The organism is Serratia sp. 22264 (assembly GCF_052045345.1).
Classification (GTDB): domain Bacteria; phylum Pseudomonadota; class Gammaproteobacteria; order Enterobacterales; family Enterobacteriaceae; genus Serratia; species Serratia plymuthica.
In genome coordinates this window covers 740795-763559 of record NZ_JBQEOY010000001.1, presented here as the reverse complement: position 1 = coordinate 763559, position 22765 = coordinate 740795, and the positions used below count along the sequence as shown (strand labels likewise).

The window sequence follows — 22765 nt, the reverse complement described above, 5'->3', positions numbered from 1 at the left end:
GTTATTGTTGGTTTTCAGTTACTGCGGCCATTGGCCAAACGTCACGCGATCGTTATCGCCGTAGTCACGGCGGGTAGCGACCGAAATAAAACCGGCAGCCTGCAGCAGCGCGCGTACGCTTTCCCCCTGCTGCCAGCCATGTTCAAGCAACAGCCAACCCTGTGGCTGCAGATAATGCGGTGCCTGCTGCACAATGGCGGCCAAATCCGCCAGCCCGTGCTGTTGCGCCACCAGCGCGCTGCTTGGCTCGAAACGCACATCCCCTTGCGCCAAATGCGGGTCAGCGGCGTCGATATAAGGCGGATTACTGGCGATCAGGACGAAAGTTTGGCCGGCCAGCGGTTCGAACCAACTGCCTTGCAAGAACTGCGCGTTACCTATTGCCAGTTTCTGCGCGTTATGCTGCGCCAGCGCCACCGCTTCCGGCTGTAAATCAACGCCGGTCACCGCGCAATCCGGGCGTTCGCTGGCCAGCGCCAATGCAATGGCGCCGGTGCCGGTGCCCAGATCGAGGATAGTGCAGGGAGAAGGCGGCAAGCGCTCCAGCGCCAGTTCCACCAGGCATTCGGTGTCCGGACGCGGGATCAGGGTTGCGGGAGATACTGACAGCGGCAGCGACCAAAATTCGCGCTCGCCAATCAAATAAGCCACAGGTTCGCCGCGTTCGCGGCGCGCCAGCAGCCTTTCCAACTGTTCTTGTTCCTGCGGCGTCAAAACGGTTTCACCAAACGCCATCAGGAAGGTCCTGGCCCTGCCGGTCACGAAGCCCAGCAGGATCTCGGCATCACGTCGGGCGCTTTCGCTCTGCGTCAGCCGCGCACTTGCCGCCTTCAGCCAGGATTGATAATCCATTACTCAAGCTCTGCGGACAGCGCAGCGAGCTGATCGGCCTGATATTCCTGCACGATCGGTTGAATCAGCATGTCCAGCTTGCCTTCCATCACCTCGTCCAGACGGTAAATCGTCAGGTTGATGCGGTGATCGGTCACCCTGCCCTGCGGGAAGTTGTAGGTACGGTTACGATCGGAACGATCGCCGCTGCCCAACAGGTTGCGGCGGGTTGACGCCTCTTCCTGCTGGCGCTTGGCCATTTCGGCAGCACGGATGCGTGCGCCCAGCACCGACATCGCCTTGGCTTTGTTCTTGTGCTGCGAACGCTCATCCTGGCACTCCACCACAATGCCGGTCGGCAAGTGGGTGATACGGATCGCCGAATCTGTGGTGTTGACGTGCTGGCCGCCGGCACCGGAGGAGCGGAAGGTATCGATTTTTAAATCGCCCGCATTGATCTCCGGCAATTCGGCTTCCGGCACTTCCGGCATCACCGCCACGGTGCAGGCGGAAGTATGAATACGCCCCTGCGACTCGGTTTCGGGTACGCGCTGCACGCGGTGGCCGCCGGATTCAAATTTCAGTTGGCCGTAGACGCCGTCGCCGGAGACCTTGGCAATCACTTCTTTATAACCGCCATGTTCGCCTTCGTTGGCGCTCATGATCTCGACGCGCCAGCGGCGCGTTTCAGCATAGCGGCTGTACATGCGGAACAGGTCGCCGGCGAAGATCGCCGCTTCGTCACCGCCGGTACCGGCGCGCACTTCCAGGAAGATACCGCGTTCGTCGTCCGGGTCTTTCGGCAGCAGCAGCACTTGCAGCTGCTGTTCAAGTTCTTCCGTCGCCGCCTTGGCCTGCTTCATCTCTTCTTGCGCCATCTCGCGCATTTCAGGATCGTCCAGCATCATTTCTGCGGTAGCCAGATCCTCTTGCACCTGACGCCATTCCAGGAAACAACGGCTGACATCGGTCAGTTGCGAGTATTCGCGCGACAGGGCGCGGAACCGATCCTGCTCGGCGATAACGCCGGCATCGCCGAGCAGCGCCTGCACTTCTTCATGGCGCTCTTGTAACGCTTCCAGTTTGGCAACAATAGAAGGCTTCATGCGTGGTATTAAACCCTGTTAAAAGAGAAAACTAATGCTGATCCAGCCCGAGGCTGTCGCGTAATAATTGCAACCGCTCCACGTCGCCATCGCCGGCGGCCTGCTGGAGGGATTTGGTAGGGGCATGAATAAGGCGGTTGGTCAGCCGGTGGGCCAGTTCGTGAATAACCTGTTCCACGTCAGCGCCTTGCGCGATGGCGGCCAGCGCTTTGGCTTCCATTTCGGCGCGGATCTGGTCGGCCTGCGAGCGATAGTCGCGAATGGTTTCCACCGCGCCCTGAGAGCGCAGCCAGGCCATAAAATTGGTGCTTTCCTGCTGAACGATCGTTTCCGCCTGCACCGCCGCGGCTTTGCGCTGCGCCAGGTTGCTTTGAATGATGGCGTGCAGATCGTCCACGCTATAAAGATAAGCATTCGCCAGCTTACCCACTTCCGGCTCGATATCGCGCGGCACGGCGATATCCACCAGCAGCATCGGCTGGTTGCGACGCGCTTTCAGGGCACGCTCCACCATCCCTTTACCGATGATCGGCAGCGGGCTGGCGGTAGAACTGATGATGATGTCGGCATCCGCCAGACGTTCGTCGATTTCCGGCAACGTGATCACTTCAGCGCCGACTTCGTCTGCCAGCAACTGGGCGCGTTCGCGAGTACGGTTGGCGATAATCATATGCCGCACTTTATGCTCGCGCAGATGACGCGCCACCAGTTCAATGGTTTCGCCGGCGCCGACCAGCAGCACGTTCAGATCGGCCAGCGATTCGAAGATTTGGCGCGCCAGCGTACAGGCGGCGAAGGCCACGGAAACTGCGCTGGCGCCGATTTCAGTTTCGGTGCGCACGCGTTTGGCGACGGAGAAGGATTTTTGGAACAGACGTTCAAGCTCGCCGGAAAGCGACTGGCCGCGTTGCGACTCGGCGAAGGCTTTTTTCACCTGCCCGAGGATTTGCGGTTCGCCCAATACCAACGAATCCAGCCCGCTGGCTACGCGCATCAGATGGCTCACGGCGTCGTTGCCGTGGTGCCAATACAGGCTTTTGCTCACTTCTTCCGGGCGCAGGTGATGATATTCACACAGCCAGGCTACCAGCTGTTCGTGAAGGTGTTCCTGTTGCTCCACGCTGAGATAAAGCTCGGTGCGGTTACACGTAGACAACACCACACCGCCCTGCACCAACGGTTGTTGGAGCAAGCTGGTCAGCGCCTGATCGATAGACTCTGGGGAGAAGGTCACCCTTTCACGCAGAGAAACCGGAGCGGTTTTGTGATTTATACCTAACGCCAGCAGGGTCATTGCTTCGAGTAATACTTCTGTTGGTACGGGTTCTCGTTGAACGGCATTCTACTTGATGCGCGGGATCAATAAAAGTAACAACCGCATCTTCCGTTCAATCACTGATATAGCCTAAACCAATCAATGAATAATAATAAATTCAAAAAGTTAAATTATATCCAGATCAATAAGCACACTAAATTTTAGTTTGAAACGCGACGATCCGCACAGTATTCATCAATAAGTTATCCTGATTGAACGCTTATGGTCGCCCAAATAGTAAGCAGAGCTCTCTTCGTCGCCGGTTAGGGCGCCGGCATGCTGCGCCGGCACCTTAAGGCTGCCGCGGCTTATTTGGCTGCGGATTCCCCGTTGAACCTTACGTCGCTACAGCTGAAAAAGGTTTCTCTCGCTGGGTCCTGTCGTTCCCACTGCACATACAACAGTGTTTGCTTCCCGTCAGCACGATCGGCCGGGATTTTGACCTCAATCTGGTAGACGCCGGCATATTTGACATGGTTGCCTTTGGCCGGCGGCGGAACTGTCACTTTAGTCACCTCAAGCGGTGTCAGATCGCTCCATTTCAACTTATCCGTGGCGGCATTGAAACTCGGCTTGGCAAGCGACACCGTCCACTTGCTCGGCTCATGCACCTGGGTGGCGTCGAAGTACAGCGTAGCCTCGCCGTCTTTTACCGAGACGCTGCTCACATACCAGTCGGCATGCGGCTGGTCGATGCCTTCAAACTTGGCGATGCCCGCCGAGCAAAGCTGGCCATCGGGGACCTTGTCTGACGGATGCTGGGTACCTTGCAGGTTTTGCGAGTAGGCGGGCCATTCGGTAAACATCTGGCGGCGTTCCCAAATAGGAATAGTCTCCGCTTTGTACAAAAAGGCATTTCTGCAGGCCGCATTAGGTATGTTCGAGCCATCATCCGGGTGGTTGTAACCGCCGTCCTGTTCACAAATCACCTGACGCGCCTTGGGAATCAAGGTAGCGCCATGCTTTGGCCCGATCGCTTTCGCTTCGGTATTCTCGGCGGCATGCGCCGGCATCGTTAATGCAAACAGCATTCCTGCCAACAGAGAAAAACGCTTTTTCATACGAAATACCTTATTTCATTATGTATAGGGGTTGAGATGCCCGCATCGCCTGCGTGACGCAGATGATGCGCAGCAGGATAGCCCTGCTATCCATTTGGCTTTACCAGCATAGACATCCCCCCAGTAAATTGCATAAATAAAATTAATCAATTTAAGCTAATCATCGTATGAATCACGCCTAAATACGCCGATATCATTCATTAAACATTAATTTAATTGCTAATATATGCTGTTTTGGCACAACGCCGTCGTGGGCTGCAACCGAAGATATTCTCGCGGCCAGCGCAGCACGACCGGGCGATTGTGTTAATCTTATGGCAACCCAAAGCTCAGCCGCCCGGCCGTCAAAGCGCCTGTTATCGCCGTAAAAAGACGGTGATATTCAGAACGGGGCGTGTTGACGCTATCGCGTTCCCCCGCTAGCGTGAACGCTGAAAAAAGATTTCGCTGCGCATGCCCGCAAGGACAAAAGGACAAGAGAAAGTTATGCCAATCCGCAAAGTTAGTTTGCTACGTCTGATCCCGCTGGCCAGCCTGGTGCTGGCCGCCTGTACCACCACCAAGCCAAGCGGCCCGGCGACCAGCCCAACCTCACCGCAGTGGCGCGCTCACGAGCAAGCGGTGCAACAGCTCGGGCAATATCAGACCCGTGGCTCTTTCGCCTATCTGTCAGACCAGAAAAAAGTCTATGCGCGCTTCTTCTGGCAGCAATATTCGCCGGAACGTTACCGCCTGCTGCTGACCAACCCGCTTGGCAGCACCGAACTTGACCTGAACGTACAGCAAAACGTGGTGCAGTTGACGGACAACCAGGGCAAACGCTATGTCAGCGACAACGCCGAAGAAATGATCCGCAAACTGACCGGCATGGCGATCCCGCTGGATAACCTGCGTCAGTGGATGCTCGGCCTGCCGGGCGAGGCCAATGATTTCACGCTGGATGACCAGTACCGCCTGAGCAAACTGACTTATCGGCAAGGCGGCCAGACCTGGAGCGTGGATTACCAGGATTACAACAGCGATCTCAAGCCGCAGCTGCCAAGCCGCCTGGAACTGAAACAGGGCGATCAACGCATTAAACTGAAAATGGATAACTGGACCCTCAAATGATCCGCCAGTGGCCATCTCCCGCTAAACTTAATTTGTTTTTGTACATTACCGGCCGGCGCGAAGACGGCTACCACCTGCTGCAGACGCTGTTCCAGTTTCTGGATTACGGCGATACGCTGACCCTCGACGTGCGGCAGGATGACCGCATCCGCCTGCTGACGCCGGTCGATGGCGTGCCGGACGAGCAAAACCTGATTGTCCGCGCCGCCCGCTTGTTGCAACAGCATTGCGATAGCCACGGGCTCAAAACGCTCCCGCGCGGCGCCGATATCAGTATCGATAAGCGCCTGCCGATGGGCGGAGGGCTGGGCGGCGGCTCGTCCAACGCCGCCACCGTGCTGGTGGCGCTGAATGAGCTGTGGCACTGCGGGCTGAGCGACGATCAGTTGGCGGAGCTGGGGTTGACGCTGGGTGCCGACGTTCCGGTCTTTGTGCGCGGCCATGCGGCGTTTGCAGAAGGCATCGGCGAACGGTTGCAGCCGGCAAATCCGGCGGAAAAGTGGTATTTGGTGGCGCATCCGGGCGTCAGCATCCCTACCCCGGTTATTTTTGGCGACGCGGAATTAAAAAGAGACACCCCGGTTCGCCCGTTAAATGTGCTGTTGCAGGCAACTTACGCAAATGATTGCGAACCAATAGCAAGAAAACGTTTTCGCGAGGTTGAACAGCTTCTTTCTTGGCTGTTAGAATACGCGCCGTCACGCCTGACTGGCACAGGTGCATGTGTGTTTGCTGAATTCGACACAGAAATCGCCGCCCGTCAGGTGTTAAATCAAGCTCCGGAGTGGTTGTGTGGTTTTGTAGCGCGTGGCGTTAACGTCTCTCCACTACATCGCATCCGTTCCGGGCAGATTGAACCGTAGTTCTCGTTTCGCTGCGCAGGGTCATGCACACCTGGCCCTGTAATCCCTGCGCCGCTGCGGTTTCAAGTTAGTTTTTTACACACCCGTATGATATTGCGCCGGCATCGTTAACTGCCCCTTATCGAAGGCCGTACGACAATATCTTCTCTGGACGCATGCCTGAGGTTCTTCTCGTGCCTGATATGAAGCTTTTTGCTGGTAACGCCACCCCGGAACTAGCACAACGTATTGCCAACCGTTTGTACACCAGCCTTGGTGACGCCGCTGTAGGTCGTTTTAGCGACGGCGAAGTGAGCGTGCAAATCAACGAAAATGTACGCGGCGGTGATATTTTCATCATCCAGTCCACCTGTGCCCCTACCAACGACAACCTGATGGAACTGGTTGTTATGGTAGATGCCCTGCGTCGCGCCTCCGCAGGTCGTATTACTGCTGTTATCCCTTATTTCGGTTATGCCCGCCAGGATCGCCGCGTGCGTTCTGCGCGTGTGCCAATCACGGCCAAGGTTGTCGCCGATTTCCTCTCCAGCGTAGGGGTTGACCGCGTATTGACGGTGGATCTGCATGCTGAACAGATTCAAGGCTTCTTCGATGTTCCGGTAGATAACGTGTTCGGTAGCCCGATCCTGCTGGAAGACATGCTGCAACAGAATCTGGTGAACCCAATCGTGGTTTCCCCGGACATCGGCGGCGTAGTGCGCGCCCGCGCTATCGCCAAACTGCTCAACGATACCGATATGGCTATCATCGATAAACGTCGCCCGCGTGCGAACGTTTCTCAGGTGATGCACATCATTGGTGACGTGGCAGGCCGTGACTGCGTGCTGGTTGACGACATGATCGACACCGGCGGTACCTTATGTAAAGCGGCTGAAGCGTTGAAAGAACGCGGTGCCAAGCGCGTATTTGCCTACGCGACGCACCCGATCTTCTCCGGTAACGCCGTTGAAAACATCAGGAACTCGGTGATTGATGAAGTGATCGTCTGCGACACCATTCCGTTGTCTGCAGAAATCAAGGCACTGAAAAACGTACGTACTCTGACGCTGTCAGGCATGCTGGCTGAAGCCATCCGCCGTATCAGCAATGAAGAGTCAATCTCTGCAATGTTCGAGCATTAATTCGTTCCCTTTCGGTGCGGTGTCCTGCCGTACCGGAAGAGCCTATTGCCCGGCAGCAGAAAAAGAAAAACCCGTTGGTGCGCAAGCAGCAACGGGTTTTCTACTCGTAGTCAAACATGACCTTAGACCTGAGTGCGCGGCAGATCTCCTTTGCCGTAATGCCGCTCCCTTTCGTTTTTTTAATCAATGCGACGAACGATGCTGATCGTTGCGGCAGCGTTTATCGAAGTGTTTTACCCACCAGTAACGATCGGCAACCTGCTCGCGACCGCCGAGACGGGCACCGACCAGCCACAACAACGCACCCACGAAAATACTCATGATGGCGCCATGGGCGAAAAGTTGCGGTAAATCGAGCTGCGATACTTCAGCAAGAATGTTGTATCCGACGCCGCCGATCATCACGACCAGCCCCAGCCCCATAAAAAAGTTGCCCATTCTGCACGCGTTTCTACGTTTCATTTGTCACCTCCATTGCGCTTTATGCCAACCGGGATAACTCAGCAAAGGGTTAACCCACTTTGATAAATTAAGTATAGCCCCTGGTCCGACAAGGGGTTTGCGGAGACGATCACAAATGGTAAAGAAAACGTGACAAATCTTTACCTTATCCTGCCTGTTAGCCGACAAATTGAATTGTTTTTCTAATGAATTATTCAATTTTCAGTCTGTCGCTGAATCAATACTCGGGGCTGGGCATCAGGATTTTGTCATTCGCGGCGGCGGCAGGTAGACTAATGCCCTTTCCATTATCTCGATCATAGCGAATTTCCCAGTGAGCAGTATTAAATTGATAGTCGGCCTGGCGAATCCGGGCGCTGAATATGCCCAGACGCGGCACAACGCCGGCGCCTGGTACGTAGATTTGCTGGCCCAGCGCCATAACCAGCAGTTGAAGGAAGAGAGCAAGTTCTTCGGCTACACCGCACGGCTGAACCTGGCGGGTAACGATGTGCGCCTGCTGGTACCGACCACCTTTATGAACCTGAGCGGCAAAGCGGTGCTGGCGATGGCCAGTTTCTACCGCATTGAGCCGGACGAAATCCTAGTGGCGCATGACGAGCTGGATATCCCGCCGGGTGTCGCCAAAATCAAACTCGGCGGCGGTAACGGCGGCCACAACGGGCTGAAGGATATTCAGAACAAGTTCGGCAATAACCCGAACTTCTACCGTTTGCGCATCGGCATTGGCCATCCGGGCGATAAAAACAAAGTCGTAGGATTTGTGCTTGGCAAGCCACCGGCCAGCGAGCAAAAAATGATTGATGAAGCGATAGATGAAGCCGCCCGCTGTACCGAAGTTCTGATGACTGACGGGCTGGAGAAAACCGTTCGCCGCCTGCACAGCTTCAAGGCGCAGGCCTGATGGTTGCCGCAGCGGGCATACCGCCCGCTGCTAGCGGCGTTACGTCCGCACCTTAAAGGTTTCTTCGCCGACGTTACTGTCATCGGTCTGATACCCTTCTTCTGCCACATAATATTGCGGGTCATCCAGCTCATGGCTGCAAAACGGGCCGGCCCGTTTCAGCAGCCGCACGCAATCGACGCTCAGATGGCGCAGGCGGATGGATTTCCCCGCAGCCAGATAACGCGCCGTCAGCTTGTCGATCGCCTCCACCCCACTGGAATCCATCACCCGGGTGCCGGCAAAATCCAGCACCACGTTTTCCGGATCGTTTTTCGGTTCAAACAGGTCGGCAAACGCCGCCGTGGAACCAAAGAACAGCGGACCGTCGAGTTGATACACCGCCACATCACCCTCCACCTGGCGCTGACGAACGCGGATGCGCGCCTGCTGCCAGGCAAATACCAGCGCCGAGATAATCACCCCGCTGATTACCGCCACCGCCAGATCGGTAAAGATGGTAATCAGAGTCACCAGCAGCATTACCAGCGCGTCCATCTTCGGCATGCGGCGCAGCCGGCGCAGAGAACTCCATTCAAAGGTGTTGTAACACACCACCAGCATGACCCCGGCCAGCGCCGCCACCGGCAGCAGGCCGATATAGCCCGACAGGCTGACCACAAACAAGATTAATAGCAATGCACCCACTACGCCGGAAATACGCCCGCGGCCGCCGGAGGTGAAGTTGATGATCGACTGCCCAATCATCGCGCAGCCGGCAAAACAGCCAAACAGGCCGCAAATCGTGTTGCCTGCACCCTGAGCGATGCTCTCGCGGTTGCCGTTGCCCTTCTTGCCGCCCATTTCGTCGAGCACCGTCATGGTCAACAGCGATTCAATCAGGCCGACCAGGGCGATCACCAACGCATACGGCAGCACCACTTTCAGCATTTCCAGGCTGAACGGCGCCATCGGCAAGCTGAAATGCGGCAAGGCACCGGAAATATCCGCCAGATCGCCGACCCGCAGCGTATGCAGATTGAACCCGATCGCCAATGCGGAAACCACGATCAGCGCCGCCAGCGAAGCCGGGATCACGCGCGTCAGCCGGGGGAAGAACACCACCACCAGGATCGCCAGCGCCACCAGCCCGTACATCAGCGGCCCCTGCCCGGCAATCATATGCAGTTGCGCCAGCATGATGACAATCGCCAGGCCGTTAACAAAGCCGTGAATGGCGGGCAGCGGCACCAGCCGAATAAATTTGCCCAACCGGAACACGCCGATCAGGATTTGGATAGCGCCCGCGAAAATCGTCGCCCACAGCACGTATCCCATGCCGTGCTGCGCCGCGAGGCTCATCAGTACCACCACGATCGAACCGGCAGCACCCGACACCATACCCGGCTTGCCGCCGAACAGCGCCGTCACCAGGCCGATAATAAAAGCGGTGTGCAGCCCGACGATCGGGGAAAGCCCGGCGACCAGCGAAAAGCCGACCGCCTCCGGGATCATCGATACCGCCACCACAAAGCCCGCCAGGACATCGTTCTTGACGTCCGACAGCCTGATATTGCTCAGGTTAAACATGAGTTTTTCACTTCTGACAAATAAAAAATACATCCCCGCAGAACGGGAACCAGGGCCGCATGGCGCGGCAAACCGCGGCAGAGAGAGGCAACTCAGGGTGGACTGGGCAAGAAGGACATCCGGCGCGTTTCCTGTAGGTGAATCAGAAGCGCAGTATGTGTAAATGTGATCCAAATCTCAATGCAAACTGGCCTCACCGCCGCATTTTCCTACCCTATACAGCCAGATCGAGAAAAACGCCCATTACGTGTATAATGGCGGCATTATTTTGCCATTTATGCAGCGGGTTAACCCTAACAAGCTGATAGTTAAGATATTTAAGGTGATAACAACATGGGATTCAAATGCGGTATCGTCGGCCTGCCTAACGTAGGCAAATCCACCCTGTTCAACGCGTTGACCAAAGCGGGTATCGAAGCAGCCAACTTCCCGTTCTGTACCATTGAACCTAATACCGGTGTGGTGCCGATGCCCGATCCGCGTCTGGACAAGCTGGCCGAGATCGTCAAGCCTCAGCGCATCCTGCCAACCACCATGGAATTCGTCGACATCGCCGGCCTGGTCAAGGGCGCATCCAAAGGCGAAGGCCTGGGCAACCAGTTCCTGACCAACATCCGTGAAACCGAAGCTATCGGCCACGTGGTGCGCTGCTTCGAGAACGACAACATCATCCATGTGAACAACAAGGTTGATCCGGCTGACGATATCGAAGTCATCAACACCGAGCTGGCGCTGTCGGATCTCGACACCTGCGAACGCGCCATTCACCGTGTGCAGAAGAAAGCCAAAGGCGGCGATAAAGACGCGAAAGCCGAACTGGCGGCGCTGGAAAAATGCCTGCCGCAGTTGGAAAACGCCGGTATGTTGCGCGCGTTGGATCTGACCGAAGAAGATAAAGCGGCTATCCGCTACTTGAGCTTCCTGACGCTGAAACCGACCATGTACATCGCCAACGTCAACGAAGACGGTTACGAGAACAACCCGTACCTGGACAAAGTGCGTGAAATCGCCGCAGCCGAAGGGTCCGTAGTGGTTGCCGTGTGCGCCGCCGTGGAATCCGACATCGCCGAGCTGGAAGACGAAGACCGCGCCGAGTTCATGGCCGAGCTGGGCCTGGAAGAGCCGGGCCTGAACCGCGTGATCCGCGCCGGTTACGAGCTGCTGAACCTGCAAACCTACTTCACCGCCGGCGTAAAAGAAGTACGCGCCTGGACCATCCCGGTGGGCGCTACCGCCCCACAAGCGGCCGGCAAGATCCACACCGACTTCGAGAAAGGCTTTATCCGCGCGCAAACCATCGCGTACGAAGACTTCATCACCTACAAGGGTGAGCAAGGCGCCAAAGAAGCCGGCAAGATGCGTTCGGAAGGCAAAGACTACGTCGTGAAAGATGGCGACGTGATGAACTTCTTGTTTAACGTCTAAGTTTCAGCTTCGCTGCGAACTCAAAAATCCACGCAATTGCGTGGATTTTTGTTTTAATGATTGCTCAAAATTCTCGTGGAACATCCGCTCCTCCCAAAGCCGCGCAGCCACGCGGCTTTATCCCCTACCGCCGCACCAGCACCCGATCCACCAGCCCCCACTCTACCGCCTCGTCGGCCGTCATAAAGCGGTCGCGATCCAGCACCTGTTCAACCTCTTCAGCGCTGTGGCCGCAATGTTCGGCATACAGCCGGATCACCAGGTCCTTGGTGCGCCGCATCTCTTCTGCATGAATAAAAATATCCGATGCCTGGCCCTGAAAGCCACCCAACGGCTGATGAACATGCAGGCTGGCATTGGGTAATGCCGCACGGTGGCCCGGCTCCCCCGCCATCAGCAGAAACGACCCCATCGAGCGGGCGGTTCCCATGCACAGCGTATGCACCTGCGCATTGATGAATCGCATGGTGTCATAAATGGCGAAGCCGCTGGTAATGGCGCCGCCGGGTGAGTTGATGTAGAGGTGAATAGGTTTTTCCGGGTTCTCCGCCTCGAGAAACAGCAACTGAGCACAGACCAGTTCGGCGATGGCGTCGTTGACTTCGCCATTCAGAAAGATGATGCGATCGCGCAACAACCGCGAGTAAATATCAAAGGATCTTTCCCCCTGGCTGGATTGTTCTACCACCGTCGGGACGAGCAACATCGCTTCACGCATAGGTGAACTCCGTTTTGCAGATACAGTTGATGAATGAAGGGGTCAGGCGGCGCACATAAGGGGTTGGCCGCTGTCGTTGGCCGCCGTCAGGCGTGCGTCGTCCAATAGATGGATAATGCGCAACAGGCTGCCGCCATCGGCGCCAGGCCGGATTTGCAACGTCACCGTGCTTTCGAGGAATGGCGGTTCGTCATCGCGCATCCGATAGCGGATTTCTTCACCCGGTATCGAAACGACCGGCTCGGCATCGGCCAATACCTGTTGCGGCAACCATTGTTCACGCAACTCAGGGATGCCGAGCGCCCGCCAGACTTTCTCCGGCGGTGCGTCGAGCCGGTATTCGAGAACCAAAGGCTCGCCCCGTGTTTCGCTGCCGATGTCGTTCATTGGTCCATGTCCTTGAGCAAAATGTTCAACTTGTCTATCTGCGCAGGCCAGAAGGCACGGTACTTATCCAGCCAACGGGCGAGCAGCGCCAGGCCATGGGGATCGACTTCGTAATTGACGAAACGCCCCTGCCGCTCTTCGCACACCAGCCCGGCATGGCGCAGCACCGCCAGGTGTTGGGACATGGCCGATTGGCTGATTTGCATGCCTTCGCGCAGCGCACTGGCATTCATGCTGCCAATCGCCAGCTTTTCGAAGATGGCGCGACGGGTGGGATCCGCCAGCGCTTTGAAGATCTCATTTTCATTCATGACTACACATTAGTGCTCACTTATCTAATGCGCAAGTTTACGGCACGAAATTCTTATCGACGCGCCTTCGAAGGCCGTCGAAAGTTTGCCAGCCACAGGCCGCCCGCTTGCATCAAATACCCCATCACGCCGCCCAGGCATAACGCTTCAATCACCGCCAGCCCGTCGGCCGACGCCCCAAACATGGCGCAAGCGCCTATAAAACTGCCAGGCACAAAACCCAGCAGCGGCAAGCGGGATTGCGCGCACAGGGCAAACGAAATCAGGCCGGTCAGAATGCCGCCGTACACTGCGCCCGCCGAGGCCGTGAGCAGGATGGCGCCGGCAGCCCATAGCACACCGCTGATGTTGGCCGCCATGCCACGCAGCAAACCGGCCGGGCCTTTATGCGGGATGGCGAAATAGGTAGTGCAGCCTAAAAAGCCTATCCAGCCCGCAAGCTGAAGTTGCCCGGCCAGCCAGGCCCAGCAACCTGATAAAACCCCGGTGCTTAGCGCCAGGCAGAGCAAGAGTCTGGTATTGGTCATGACGCTATCGTCAACGCGCCCAGGCCGATGAACAACCCGGCGATGGTGGCGCTCATCAGGTTGGACAGCGTCGCCGCCAGCAAGGCGCGCATCCCTAAACGGGCGATATCCGAAGCGCGCTCCGGCGCAACGGCGCTGAATGCCCCCACCACTACGGCGATCGAACCAAAGTTGGCGAACCCGCACAGGGCAAAGGAAATCACGGCGATGGTTTTGGGATCCAGCGCTGCCGCCGTCCCCTTGAGGTGCGCCGAGAAGTTCAGGTAAGCGACGAACTCGTTGATCGCCAATTTTTGGCCAATCAACCCGCCGACCAATCCCGAGTTATCCCAGTTCACGCCCATAATGTAAGCCAGCGGCGAGAACAGATAGCCGAACAGGCTTTCCAGGCTCAGGCTCTGCCAACCCAACAAACCGCCCACGCCGCCGATAAGGCCATTGATCAGGGCAATCAACGCCACAAACGCCATCACCACTGTGGCAACGCCGATCGCAATTTTCAGCCCCAGCATGGCACCGCTCGCCGCCGCTTCAATAATGCTCGCCGGGCGTTTGTCACTGAACGACATCTGGCTAAACGCCACCTGCGAAGCCTCGGTGGCCGGGCTCAGCATGCGCGCAAACAATATCCCGCCGGGGATCGCCATCAGCGAAGCCGCCAGCAAATATTCAATGGGTACGCCCAGCCCGGCATAGCCGACCAACATCGAACCGGCTATCGATGCCATTCCGCTGCAAATTACCGTGAATAGCTCGTTGCGGTTCATCTTGTTGATGAAAGGCTTTAACACCGCCGGCAGTTCGTTTTGCCCCAGAAAGATGGTGGTTACGGCGGCAAAAGCCTCCACCTTGCTGACCCGCAGCATTTTCTGAAAAACATAGCCCAATAGGTTGATCACCCACCCCATCACGCCGAGGTAATAGAGAATCGAGATCAGCGAGGTAATGAATATGATGGCAGGAAGCACATGAAAGGCGAAAACAAACCCGGCGCCATCAAATAAAACGTTCATTTTTGGCCCCACCAATCCGCCAAAAATAAAAGTACTGCCTGCATCGCTATAAGAGATCACTTTATTGACGCCGCCGGCTATCGCATTAACCAGCCATTTCCCCGCCGGGATATAAAGCATAATGGCGCCAAGCACTATCTGCAGAAATAACGCCGCACCCACCGTTCTTAAACTTATTTTCTTTCGGTTGTTGGAAAAAACAAAAGCGATAAGGAGAAGAATACAGATACCCAATAAGCTGCGTAATAAGTCCATAAATCCATCCTTAATTTACCCCCTTATCATTCAAGCTGCAGCGTTATTGGCGGCAACTTGAACGTCAAAGGATATAGATAGGTCGATACCTGAAAGGCGTGCGAGACAAAGCGTGCCCCGCCACCTTTCAGGCTGGCTTTTTTATTGATTTTTTACCGGATAAAACTTAAGAAACGGCGAACTCTTATGCCGCAGTCTGCTGGTAGCAGCAGGCGATCTGCGCCGCCAGTTTGGCGTTATTGAACACCAATTGAATATTGGCATTCAGGCTATCGCCGCCGGTCAACTCGGCTACGCGCGCCAGTAAAAATGGCGTGCTGTCTTTGCCATGTACGCCCTGCTCAACGGATTCTTGCACCGCCTGCTCAATGGCGGCATTAATTTTGTCTTCCGGCACCGCATACTGCGCCGGAATAGGGTTGGCGATAACCATGCCGCCGCCCAGGCCAGTCTGCCATTTGGTCGCCATTGCTCGCGCGATTTCCGCAGGTTCATCCAACCGGATGCTCACCGAGAAAGGGCTGGTGCGGCAAAAGAATGCCGGCAGCGTTTGCGTCCGGTAGCCAATCAGCGGCACGCCGTGCGTCTCGAGATATTCGGTAGTCAGCCCTAAATCCAAAATAGACTTGGCGCCGGCGCAGATCACCGCGACATTGGTTCGCGCCAGTTCCTGCAGATCCGCGGAGATATCAAAGGTCTGTTCGGCACCGCGGTGAACCCCGCCGATACCGCCGGTGGCAAATACGTGGATCCCCGCCATCTCGGCGATAATCATGGTAGAGGCCACGGTCGTGGCGCCGTGCTTGCCGGCGGCGACGATAAACGGCAGATCTCGGCGGCTCACCTTCGCCACGTTATGGCCTTCTTTGCCCAGCAGCTCAATTTCAGCACGCGTTAATCCCGCTTTCATGCGGCCATTTATAATGGCGATAGTGGCGGGTACTGCGCCGTTATCGCGGATTTTTTGCTCAACCTCCAACGCGGTTTGCGCGTTCTGCGGATACGGCATGCCATGGGAGATAATGGTGGATTCCAGAGCGACAACCGGGCGCTTATTGGCCAGGGCTTCGGCCACTTCCGCTGAAATATCCAGGTAGTCATGGGTGATAAGGGTCGTTTTCATGATTGAAGCTCCAACAGTTTTTGGACACTGCCATTCGACAGATTAGGGTTATTGGTAAATTCAGATAAAAGCGTTAACGCAGAGCAGCCTTGGGCGAAGCGGATGCTGTCCGCCAGCGTCATGTCCTCCAGCCAACAGTGGGCCAGCCCCGCCATCATGGCATCGCCGGCACCGGTCACATTAACCACGTCGACCATCAGCGGCCGTGACCAGCCGTTTTGCCCGTCAATCTCGCTGTAATAAACGCCTTCAGCCCCCATGCTGAGCGCCAGCCGCTGTACGCCCTGCTGATGGAACCAGTGGGCAACCGGTTGCGCATCCTGCGGCCCGCTAATCGTCATGCCGCTGAGGATTTCGGCCTCGAGGCGATTCGGTTTTAAGGTATGAATATGCGAGAGCCAACTGCGGATTTTTGGCGCTTTAAACGCCGAGACGGTATCGACAAAGATCGGTACGTTGCCGCAATGGCCGAATAACCAGGCCAGAGCCTCCTCGGTGAGGTTGCAGTCAGCCACCAACACGCCCGCATGCTGAATAAGGTCTTTGGACGTCGCTAATAATGCCGGCGTCAGCTTCTCCAGGATCCGCATATCATTAATGGCCACCAACAGTTCACCGCCGGCATCGAGCAACGAGATATAGGTCGACGTATTTTCACCATGCAGCTTGTGGAAGCTGCCGATATGCACCCCCGCCAGCTTTGCCTGCTCCAAGAGCGTTTCACCATAAAAATCGTCGCCGACGACGGAAATAAGGTGGCATTCACGGCCTAGCAAAGCGACATTCTGCGCAATATTTCTGCCGACGCCACCGGGAGTACATTTTATTTTTCCGGGGTTAGAGTCTTCATACACTAATTTTGACGAGGAATAACCGCAGACATCCATATTGGTTGAACCTACGGTAACCACGTAGCTGTGTTCCGATAATATGTAGCCCTTTCCTTTTATATATCCTTTATTCATTAAATTCATAATATGTCCTGCAACACCAGAGCGGCTAATACCTAAAACATCGGCAATTTCCTGCTGTGGGATCAAAGGATCGCGTCTCAGAAGCTGCAATATCTGTTTTTCTCTGCTGGTCATATTGGACACTTGTTTGTTTTTAAACATGCGTTTGTTTTATAACGGGCTTAACACCCAGTAAAGCGGCTTTTATATATTCCCATCGGATTTGGGAAGGCGATCGTAATACCGATGTATAAGGTTTCAGAGCGCTTTTTGTGATCTGCGTCACATCATAAAATCTGCGATTGCCGCTAAACGCAGTCAAAAATAACCATTAGGCATGATGAAGCATTTTATTCTTACAATAATCTCGTAAAAACAAACGGGTAACCGCATTCCTCTCAAAAGCTAACTTTTGTTGGGTTACCTGATTTTTGTCGTTTTTGAGACGAACGCCCTCTGTTCCGCTTGCCGGCAGAAAGAGACCTTTCGCGCGTTTATCTTGAGGGGTTTGGAAGCCTGAAGGCGACAAACCGCGCAGCGGCGCGGTTTGTTGATGCGTTACTGTTTAATCGGGATCACCAGCACGTCAACGTTCAGCTGATTGATGGCATGGCGGGTCGATGAAAACAGGTTGTTCCACAGGTCGTGATGATGGCCGAAGATCGCCAGATCTATCCCTTTATCCACTATCGCGTTCTGCAATTGTTCAATAAAATCCCCGCGCCCGATAATCACCTCGTGGATCGGGTAATTCACATTTTGGGTCATCGGTTCCATCTCTTTCTTGATCTTGTCGGCGAAAGACACGCCGTCGTAGCTTCTCTCCGAAAAGCCAATCGCCGCGTGATAGGTATCGTAATGAACGTCCACGTAGATCAGGGAGAGTTTGGCCTTCAGCGCAGCAGCCAGCAACGCGCCTTTTTCAACCAGCCGTTTGCCGTCATCGCTCAGATCTGTGGTAATTAAAATATGTTGATAACACATAGCGCCTCCTGTCATTGACTCGGTAGAGAGCCGAGGCTCCGATATCCCATCAGGGCGATATCGTTATGGTTAATTTTAGTTCAGAAACGCAGCGATCGGACGGGGATATTGGCGGGAATGGCCCCGCTGCCGGGGCCTGAGGGGATCAGCGCACGCGCTGCACTTCAAACCACACATTGCAAACCGACAAAATCAGCGTGTTGGCGTCTTTCACCAGCACGTTGTCGCCGGGTACGCCTTCGGTGCCTTGATCGGTAATGCCTTTAATCTCGGTGTCGGCGTGCTGGATTGTCACCCGCTCAACCGAAGGCGTGCTGATGCCCAGCATCGGGAAGTCAATGTAGGAACTGCTGCCGGAATTGTCCTCGACAAACTCCTGCGCCTCAACCGTGCTGAGGGTCGCTCCCTGATTTTTCAATGCGGTGCCGTTCCAGTTGAAGCCATCGGCCTTATAACTGATTTTGCCGCCGACCAGGTTTTTTGCCTGCTGTTCGTCCCAGCAGCCCACGGTTTGCGTCGGCAAAATTTTGCTGACATGCCAGTTACCCAACAATGTTTTGGGGATGGGCTCAACTGCCGCCTGCTGGCTCTGATCCGCCGCCTGCACCTGCGCCGTCGATACGCAGGCCAACACCACCAACGGCAGCAGCGCCTTGCTCCAGATGTTAAATCGCATTGTATTTTCCTTTCGTGAATTCTACCCCTGCCGGGCCTGCGAACATCATAATAACCCGGTGGATCCGCAGTCAAAACAAACCGGAGAACAGAGGCACAAACAGAGCAATCCGATTCCCGTTATTTCACGATCGGCGACGCCTGAGCTTGCTCATAGCAAATCGCTATTAATCATAGTGAATCCGTCTTTTGTTTTATCCTGACGTTTACTTAGAGTCATCGTCACTGCTTATCCTGCAATAACCAGCAGGCTATTTTGAAAAGGACTCTGGGAAAATGACATTTACGCTAAAAAAACTCGCCGCAACCTTGGCGGTAGCCGGCACCCTGCTGCTCACCGCCTGCGGGCCAGCGGATCAAGACAGCCATCATATTAAGGTCGGCATCAGCTCCGGCATCGATCAATCGATGTGGGCAGTGGTACAGAAGGTCGCCAAACAGAAGTACAACCTGGATGTGGAAGTGGTGACGTTCAATGACTACGTACTGCCCAACGAGGCATTGAACAACGGCGATCTGGATATTAATGCCTTCCAGCACCGGCCTTACCTGGACAAGCAAATTCAGGAACGCGGCTACAAGCTGGTCGCGGTGGGCAACACCTTCGTTTACCCGATAGCCGGTTATTCGAAAAAAATCACCTCGCTCAGCCAACTGCCGGACGGCGCGCAGATCGCCGTGCCGAACGATCCCACCAACCTCGGCCGCTCGCTGCTGCTGTTGCAAAAACAGGGTCTGATCGTTCTGAAAGACGGCGTCGGCTTGCTGCCCACCGCGTTGGACATCGTCGGTAATCCGAAGAAATTGAAAATCGTCGAGATCGAAGCGCCACAGTTGCCGCGCGCGCTGGACGATAAACAGGTAGCGCTGGCGATTATCAATACCAACTACGCCAGCCAGATCGGCCTGTCACCGGCCAGGGACGGTCTGTTTGTCGAAGATAAAAACTCGCCTTACGTCAATATCTTCGCCACCCGCATCGATAACAAAGACAACGAAAACGTAAAGGATTTGGTCAAGGCCTACCAGACCGATGAAGTGGCCGCCAGCGCAGCCGACATCTACAAGGGCGACGCGGTGAAGGGCTGGTAACGCCCTTTATAACGCCAGTGCCAACCAGGGCGCTGCATTAGCAGCGCCCTTCGTATCAGTTACCGTTATTACACCGCGTAGTTAGCTTCAGCCCCGGCAGCGTTACCGCACTGGACGTCGGGTTGGTCAGCGTGAAGGTCACCGTACCCGCCTCACTGACACAAACCGTACTTTTCACTTTTTTCGGACTCTGGTTAAACTTCACTCCGTTAGCGACAAACGTGGGCTGCACCGCCGCCAGTTGCGCATCGATATCCAGGCTTGCCCCCGGTGCCAGCGTCACATCCTGAGGCAAGGACGAGACGAGCAGATCGACAAAATCGCCACCTACCCACACCGGATCTTCCCCCACAGATACGCAACTGAACTTGCGCGGCTGCCCCTGCACCGCATTGAAGTTATAAACCTCATCGCCCACCCGCACATCAATACCCGTTGGCGGTTGGCTGTCGTAACGAAACTCCCTGCGGCCGTAAGCGGACGCGTCCATCTGTATCCGGCGGATACTGGTGATGCCAATCTGGAACTTGGTTACTGCCGTAAAAGCGGTATCAAACACGTTTTTGCCAATGACGGTGTTAGGGCCGTAGTCACTGCCGATCAGATACAGCCCGGCAAAGGAAGAACTGAGCTGCACAATATTATCGGCGAACACAAAGCTGCCGGGATCGGACAGGCGGATGTGACCCTGATTGCTGTCCGTTACCCGATTGCCGACAAAGCTGCCCCCCGCGGCCAGCTTGATATAATTGCTGCCGGAACCGGCACTGGTGAAGGTAGAGCCTTCAAAGAAATTGCCGCTGGTGACGCAGCCGCTGGCTGAAAGGCCAATCTTGCAGTTCAGTACACGGTTGCCGGTAATGGTGGCACCCGTGGCGGAGATGCCGGGGTATTCCGCCGTCGGGCTGGTACCGCAGGTATCCACCTGATTATCGGCGATCAGCGCGTATTGCACGAGAATCTCATTCAGCGTGGTGAAGCTGATACCGTTCTGTACCGTATTGCGCACGGTATTACCCACGCACTTGCTGCGTTTGATCGGGTTTTTCTGTGGATTATTGCTCAATTCGCTGTCCACGATGATACCGAAGCGATCGAGGGTATCGACAAAGTTATCCGCCACCTCCCAGTCTTCAATATTGGTGAAGGCGATACCGTAGGAAAGGTTGGTCAGCGAGTTGCCCTGCACCAGCAAATTGCGGAAGAAAGTGGTAGAGCCGCCATTTTCGTCATTGAGAGTAATGCCCCCGCCGCGATGCCCCTGTGCAGTATCGGGTGCGCCAATCGCATCGTACAGGCGGTTATTGAGGATCTTGCCGTCAAAACTGCTGGTCGAAGAGGTCTTCAGTAAAATACCGTCACCGTTATGGTGGTAGATTTCATTGTCGCGCAGCACCCACCGGCGGCTACCGCGCACCGCAATGCCCTCTTCACCCAATTCATGGCATTTATTGCTGACCACCTCGAAGCTTTCCGACTGTCTGATGCTGATCGCATCGGTATGCATAAACAGATCAAGGTCGTGCAAACGGAAGCGTTGGCCACCGTCAACAAACAACGCAGTGGCCTGTTTCGACCACAAACGAGTCGGATCGCTGCCATTGCGGGTCAGCGTCAGATCGCCAAACGTAAAGTCGGTTTTATTGACAAACTGCACCATGGTCAACGTAGTTTTATTGTTGTCCAGATAGAGTTTTCCGCCGCCGCCAATCGTGGTGAAACCCGGCGCGTCCAAGGGTTCAAACGGCGTTGTCTGATTCGGTTCAACCACATCCGCCAGACGGTAATGTCCTCCCAGCACCATCTTCTGCGGCGATTGTGCAGAAGCGACGCTGTTGGCATAACTGAACAGCTGCTTCAATGCGGGATAATCATTGTTGAGGCCATCACCCACGGCACCGAACATTTCCGGATTCAACACCGAGTCGGCGTCCAGTACCCGCATCCAGCAGTAAGGTGAGCTGGCCGGTTGCGCCACATAAATGCAACCGTCAGGCGTAATGCCGGCGGCAGGAACAGCGACAAAGGTACCGCCACCCAAAGTGCCACGGATTTGTTTGCCTAGCAGACCCGCTTTGAAAGCAGCAACTTTCATCAGCGATCCGGTGGGGGCCGTTTGTTGGCCCAACGCAATAATATCGATACAAGTGTCGGTCATGATGTGTCTCCTCGCGGTGGCACTATTGCCACCCAATAACTGTATATAAATACAGTTATCAGCGAAATCTACCCACCGATGACACAACAAAAAAGGAGCTGCAAGCAGCTCCCGAGGTTGAGGATAAAATCACGACAGGCGCAATATGCAGCGCCCCGCCAAGGAAACAGAAACAGGCTTTGAATGGCTACGCCGTCACTGCTTCGTCACGAACTTTTGCATAGTGGCCGGCGTCACCAGTTCAAACGGGATCCAATAATACGGCTCCAGCTTTTCGCCTTTGATCATCCGCTGCGCTACGTCGACCGAGGCTTTGCCCTGACCAACGGCGTCCTGGAATACCGTCACCTGCATCTTGCCGGAAGACAGCGCCTTCAGGCTGTCCGGCGTGGCGTCGATGTGCTGCCGCCAATCACCGCCCCTTGGAGGCGGTGATTGGCGGACAATAAAACCAGCATCATTGCGATCAATAATCAGTTTAATTACCCGAAGTCAAAACACTTGAAAAACCAGCAACACTCAAGATTTCCATTATATTATCACGCACCTGTCTAAGCGTTAAGTTTGCGTCTTGCTTGGCAAGCTCTTTTCGTACTTTCAAAATAACCTTAAGCCCAGAACTGGACAGGTAATACAATCCCTTGCAATCTAAAACAAGAGTATTAAAAAGGCTTGGGAGATTGTTAACCATTTTTTCCAACTCAAGTGCCGTATTGGCGTTAAGCTCCCCATTCAGAGCTAATATGACGCTATCTTCTTCATGAAACTTCAATATATTCATGTTTTATCCTTCATAAAAATG

At 55.3% G+C, this 22765-nt stretch carries 23 protein-coding genes and 1 pseudogene; 6 read left to right on the top strand and 18 right to left on the bottom strand.

Going from position 1 to position 22765, the window contains the following annotated elements; all coding sequences use genetic code 11:
* Positions 1-18 precede the first annotated feature (18 nt).
* The 4 genes from prmC to ACTJJ1_RS03735 all read right to left on the bottom strand — a co-directional run bounded on the left by prmC (position 19) and on the right by ACTJJ1_RS03735 (position 4313).
* Positions 19-852, bottom strand: coding sequence for a peptide chain release factor N(5)-glutamine methyltransferase (prmC, locus tag ACTJJ1_RS03750; RefSeq protein WP_004943227.1), 834 nt, complete (start codon positions 850-852; stop codon positions 19-21).
* Complete coding sequence (prfA, locus tag ACTJJ1_RS03745; RefSeq protein WP_004943225.1) at positions 852-1937, bottom strand: peptide chain release factor 1; 1086 nt, start codon at positions 1935-1937, stop codon at positions 852-854. The genes prmC and prfA overlap by 1 nt, the downstream gene beginning before the upstream one ends.
* Before the next feature lie 31 nt (positions 1938-1968).
* Entirely contained in the window at positions 1969-3231 is a 1263-nt protein-coding gene (hemA, locus tag ACTJJ1_RS03740) for a glutamyl-tRNA reductase (RefSeq protein ID WP_006324808.1), read from the bottom strand.
* A 329-nt stretch (positions 3232-3560) separates the two neighbouring features.
* Positions 3561-4313 carry a lytic polysaccharide monooxygenase gene (locus tag ACTJJ1_RS03735; RefSeq protein ID WP_440832422.1) on the bottom strand — a complete coding sequence of 251 codons (753 nt, stop codon included), beginning with the start codon at positions 4311-4313 and terminating at the stop codon, positions 3561-3563.
* Between the two features lie 486 nt (positions 4314-4799).
* On the opposite strand from ACTJJ1_RS03735, the gene lolB reads away from it, so the two are divergent.
* The 3 genes from lolB to prs all read left to right on the top strand — a co-directional run bounded on the left by lolB (position 4800) and on the right by prs (position 7407).
* Entirely contained in the window at positions 4800-5423 is a 624-nt protein-coding gene (gene lolB, locus ACTJJ1_RS03730; RefSeq protein ID WP_440832420.1) for a lipoprotein insertase outer membrane protein LolB, read from the top strand.
* Entirely contained in the window at positions 5420-6286 is an 867-nt protein-coding gene (gene ispE, locus ACTJJ1_RS03725; RefSeq protein ID WP_004943212.1) for a 4-(cytidine 5'-diphospho)-2-C-methyl-D-erythritol kinase, read from the top strand. The genes lolB and ispE overlap by 4 nt, the downstream gene beginning before the upstream one ends.
* A gap of 173 nt (positions 6287-6459) precedes the next feature.
* Positions 6460-7407 carry a ribose-phosphate diphosphokinase gene (prs, locus tag ACTJJ1_RS03720; RefSeq protein ID WP_004943207.1) on the top strand — a complete coding sequence of 316 codons (948 nt, stop codon included), beginning with the start codon at positions 6460-6462 and terminating at the stop codon, positions 7405-7407.
* 183 nt (positions 7408-7590) lie between these two features.
* On the opposite strand, the gene ychH is transcribed toward prs, so the two are convergent.
* Positions 7591-7869 (bottom strand): stress-induced protein YchH, encoded by a 279-nt coding sequence (gene ychH / locus ACTJJ1_RS03715; RefSeq protein ID WP_004943205.1) that lies wholly within the window; start codon positions 7867-7869, stop codon positions 7591-7593.
* Between the two features lie 313 nt (positions 7870-8182).
* Between ychH and pth the strand changes: the two genes are divergently transcribed.
* Entirely contained in the window at positions 8183-8773 is a 591-nt protein-coding gene (gene pth / locus ACTJJ1_RS03710; protein ID WP_004943204.1) for an aminoacyl-tRNA hydrolase, read from the top strand.
* A gap of 39 nt (positions 8774-8812) precedes the next feature.
* Here pth and ACTJJ1_RS03705 read toward each other — a convergent pair whose 3' ends face one another.
* Positions 8813-10342, bottom strand: a complete 1530-nt coding sequence (locus ACTJJ1_RS03705) for a SulP family inorganic anion transporter (protein WP_440832417.1) — start codon at positions 10340-10342, stop codon at positions 8813-8815.
* 333 nt (positions 10343-10675) lie between these two features.
* Here ACTJJ1_RS03705 and ychF point away from each other — a divergent pair, with 333 nt between their 5' ends.
* On the top strand, positions 10676-11767 hold the full coding sequence (ychF, locus tag ACTJJ1_RS03700; RefSeq protein ID WP_004943196.1) for a redox-regulated ATPase YchF: 1092 nt from the start codon (positions 10676-10678) through the stop codon (positions 11765-11767).
* A gap of 124 nt (positions 11768-11891) precedes the next feature.
* Here ychF and ACTJJ1_RS03695 read toward each other — a convergent pair whose 3' ends face one another.
* From ACTJJ1_RS03695 to ACTJJ1_RS03655, 9 genes are all read right to left on the bottom strand, one after another.
* Positions 11892-12485, bottom strand: a complete 594-nt coding sequence (locus tag ACTJJ1_RS03695) for an ATP-dependent Clp protease proteolytic subunit (RefSeq protein WP_073439723.1) — start codon at positions 12483-12485, stop codon at positions 11892-11894.
* A 42-nt stretch (positions 12486-12527) separates the two neighbouring features.
* Entirely contained in the window at positions 12528-12872 is a 345-nt protein-coding gene (locus ACTJJ1_RS03690; RefSeq protein WP_004943189.1) for an SRPBCC family protein, read from the bottom strand.
* Positions 12869-13183, bottom strand: a complete 315-nt coding sequence (locus ACTJJ1_RS03685; protein ID WP_440832414.1) for an ArsR/SmtB family transcription factor — start codon at positions 13181-13183, stop codon at positions 12869-12871. Before ACTJJ1_RS03685 ends, ACTJJ1_RS03690 begins: the two co-directional genes overlap by 4 nt.
* Positions 13184-13236: 53 nt before the next feature.
* On the bottom strand, positions 13237-13710 hold the full coding sequence (locus ACTJJ1_RS03680) for a DUF1097 domain-containing protein (protein ID WP_325986352.1): 474 nt from the start codon (positions 13708-13710) through the stop codon (positions 13237-13239).
* Positions 13707-14978: a NupC/NupG family nucleoside CNT transporter gene (locus ACTJJ1_RS03675; protein ID WP_006324770.1), complete on the bottom strand. Its 1272-nt coding sequence runs from the start codon at positions 14976-14978 to the stop codon at positions 13707-13709. The genes ACTJJ1_RS03680 and ACTJJ1_RS03675 overlap by 4 nt, the downstream gene beginning before the upstream one ends.
* A 184-nt stretch (positions 14979-15162) precedes the next feature.
* Positions 15163-16101, bottom strand: a complete 939-nt coding sequence (locus ACTJJ1_RS03670) for a pseudouridine-5'-phosphate glycosidase (RefSeq protein WP_440832411.1) — start codon at positions 16099-16101, stop codon at positions 15163-15165.
* Entirely contained in the window at positions 16098-17216 is a 1119-nt protein-coding gene (locus tag ACTJJ1_RS03665; RefSeq protein WP_440832409.1) for a PfkB family carbohydrate kinase, read from the bottom strand. Before ACTJJ1_RS03665 ends, ACTJJ1_RS03670 begins: the two co-directional genes overlap by 4 nt.
* Before the next feature lie 396 nt (positions 17217-17612).
* The gene (locus ACTJJ1_RS03660) at positions 17613-18038 is read right to left on the bottom strand and encodes a universal stress protein (RefSeq protein WP_197927529.1); all 426 of its coding nucleotides are present in this window, start codon (positions 18036-18038) and stop codon (positions 17613-17615) included.
* Positions 18039-18183: 145 nt separating this feature from the next.
* Positions 18184-18714, bottom strand: a complete 531-nt coding sequence (locus tag ACTJJ1_RS03655; protein ID WP_004943172.1) for a hypothetical protein — start codon at positions 18712-18714, stop codon at positions 18184-18186.
* Positions 18715-18989: 275 nt separating this feature from the next.
* Between ACTJJ1_RS03655 and ACTJJ1_RS03650 the strand changes: the two genes are divergently transcribed.
* A complete protein-coding gene (locus ACTJJ1_RS03650; protein WP_006324766.1) occupies positions 18990-19805 on the top strand; it encodes a MetQ/NlpA family lipoprotein in 816 nt (271 codons plus the stop codon).
* A gap of 55 nt (positions 19806-19860) precedes the next feature.
* Here ACTJJ1_RS03650 and ACTJJ1_RS03645 read toward each other — a convergent pair whose 3' ends face one another.
* From ACTJJ1_RS03645 to ACTJJ1_RS03635, 3 genes and pseudogenes are all read right to left on the bottom strand, one after another.
* Positions 19861-21963, bottom strand: coding sequence for a right-handed parallel beta-helix repeat-containing protein (locus ACTJJ1_RS03645; protein WP_440832406.1), 2103 nt, complete (start codon positions 21961-21963; stop codon positions 19861-19863).
* Positions 21964-22158: 195 nt separating this feature from the next.
* Positions 22159-22362 (bottom strand): annotated as a pseudogene (locus tag ACTJJ1_RS03640) (rhizopine-binding protein); the annotation flags it as partial.
* Between the two features lie 79 nt (positions 22363-22441).
* Positions 22442-22744 (bottom strand): STAS domain-containing protein, encoded by a 303-nt coding sequence (locus ACTJJ1_RS03635; protein WP_440832405.1) that lies wholly within the window; start codon positions 22742-22744, stop codon positions 22442-22444.
* Between the last annotated feature and the right edge of the window lie 21 nt (positions 22745-22765).

Excerpts from the sequence above, each read along its gene's own strand:
- prmC (WP_004943227.1), bottom strand. The coding sequence starts at position 852 with ATGGATTATCAATCCTGGCTGAAGGCGGCAAGTGCGCGGCTGACGCAG.
- prfA (WP_004943225.1), bottom strand. The coding sequence starts at position 1,937 with ATGAAGCCTTCTATTGTTGCCAAACTGGAAGCGTTACAAGAGCGCCAT.
- hemA (WP_006324808.1), bottom strand. The coding sequence starts at position 3,231 with ATGACCCTGCTGGCGTTAGGTATAAATCACAAAACCGCTCCGGTTTCT.
- ACTJJ1_RS03735 (WP_440832422.1), bottom strand. The coding sequence starts at position 4,313 with ATGAAAAAGCGTTTTTCTCTGTTGGCAGGAATGCTGTTTGCATTAACG.
- lolB (WP_440832420.1), top strand. The coding sequence starts at position 4,800 with ATGCCAATCCGCAAAGTTAGTTTGCTACGTCTGATCCCGCTGGCCAGC.
- ispE (WP_004943212.1), top strand. The coding sequence starts at position 5,420 with ATGATCCGCCAGTGGCCATCTCCCGCTAAACTTAATTTGTTTTTGTAC.
- ychH (WP_004943205.1), bottom strand. The coding sequence starts at position 7,869 with ATGAAACGTAGAAACGCGTGCAGAATGGGCAACTTTTTTATGGGGCTG.
- ACTJJ1_RS03705 (WP_440832417.1), bottom strand. The coding sequence starts at position 10,342 with ATGTTTAACCTGAGCAATATCAGGCTGTCGGACGTCAAGAACGATGTC.
- ychF (WP_004943196.1), top strand. The coding sequence starts at position 10,676 with ATGGGATTCAAATGCGGTATCGTCGGCCTGCCTAACGTAGGCAAATCC.
- ACTJJ1_RS03695 (WP_073439723.1), bottom strand. The coding sequence starts at position 12,485 with ATGCGTGAAGCGATGTTGCTCGTCCCGACGGTGGTAGAACAATCCAGC.
- ACTJJ1_RS03690 (WP_004943189.1), bottom strand. The coding sequence starts at position 12,872 with ATGAACGACATCGGCAGCGAAACACGGGGCGAGCCTTTGGTTCTCGAA.
- ACTJJ1_RS03685 (WP_440832414.1), bottom strand. The coding sequence starts at position 13,183 with ATGAATGAAAATGAGATCTTCAAAGCGCTGGCGGATCCCACCCGTCGC.
- ACTJJ1_RS03680 (WP_325986352.1), bottom strand. The coding sequence starts at position 13,710 with ATGACCAATACCAGACTCTTGCTCTGCCTGGCGCTAAGCACCGGGGTT.
- ACTJJ1_RS03675 (WP_006324770.1), bottom strand. The coding sequence starts at position 14,978 with ATGGACTTATTACGCAGCTTATTGGGTATCTGTATTCTTCTCCTTATC.
- ACTJJ1_RS03670 (WP_440832411.1), bottom strand. The coding sequence starts at position 16,101 with ATGAAAACGACCCTTATCACCCATGACTACCTGGATATTTCAGCGGAA.
- ACTJJ1_RS03665 (WP_440832409.1), bottom strand. The coding sequence starts at position 17,216 with ATGTTTAAAAACAAACAAGTGTCCAATATGACCAGCAGAGAAAAACAG.
- ACTJJ1_RS03660 (WP_197927529.1), bottom strand. The coding sequence starts at position 18,038 with ATGTGTTATCAACATATTTTAATTACCACAGATCTGAGCGATGACGGC.
- ACTJJ1_RS03655 (WP_004943172.1), bottom strand. The coding sequence starts at position 18,714 with ATGCGATTTAACATCTGGAGCAAGGCGCTGCTGCCGTTGGTGGTGTTG.
- ACTJJ1_RS03650 (WP_006324766.1), top strand. The coding sequence starts at position 18,990 with ATGACATTTACGCTAAAAAAACTCGCCGCAACCTTGGCGGTAGCCGGC.
- ACTJJ1_RS03645 (WP_440832406.1), bottom strand. The coding sequence starts at position 21,963 with ATGACCGACACTTGTATCGATATTATTGCGTTGGGCCAACAAACGGCC.
- ACTJJ1_RS03635 (WP_440832405.1), bottom strand. The coding sequence starts at position 22,744 with ATGAATATATTGAAGTTTCATGAAGAAGATAGCGTCATATTAGCTCTG.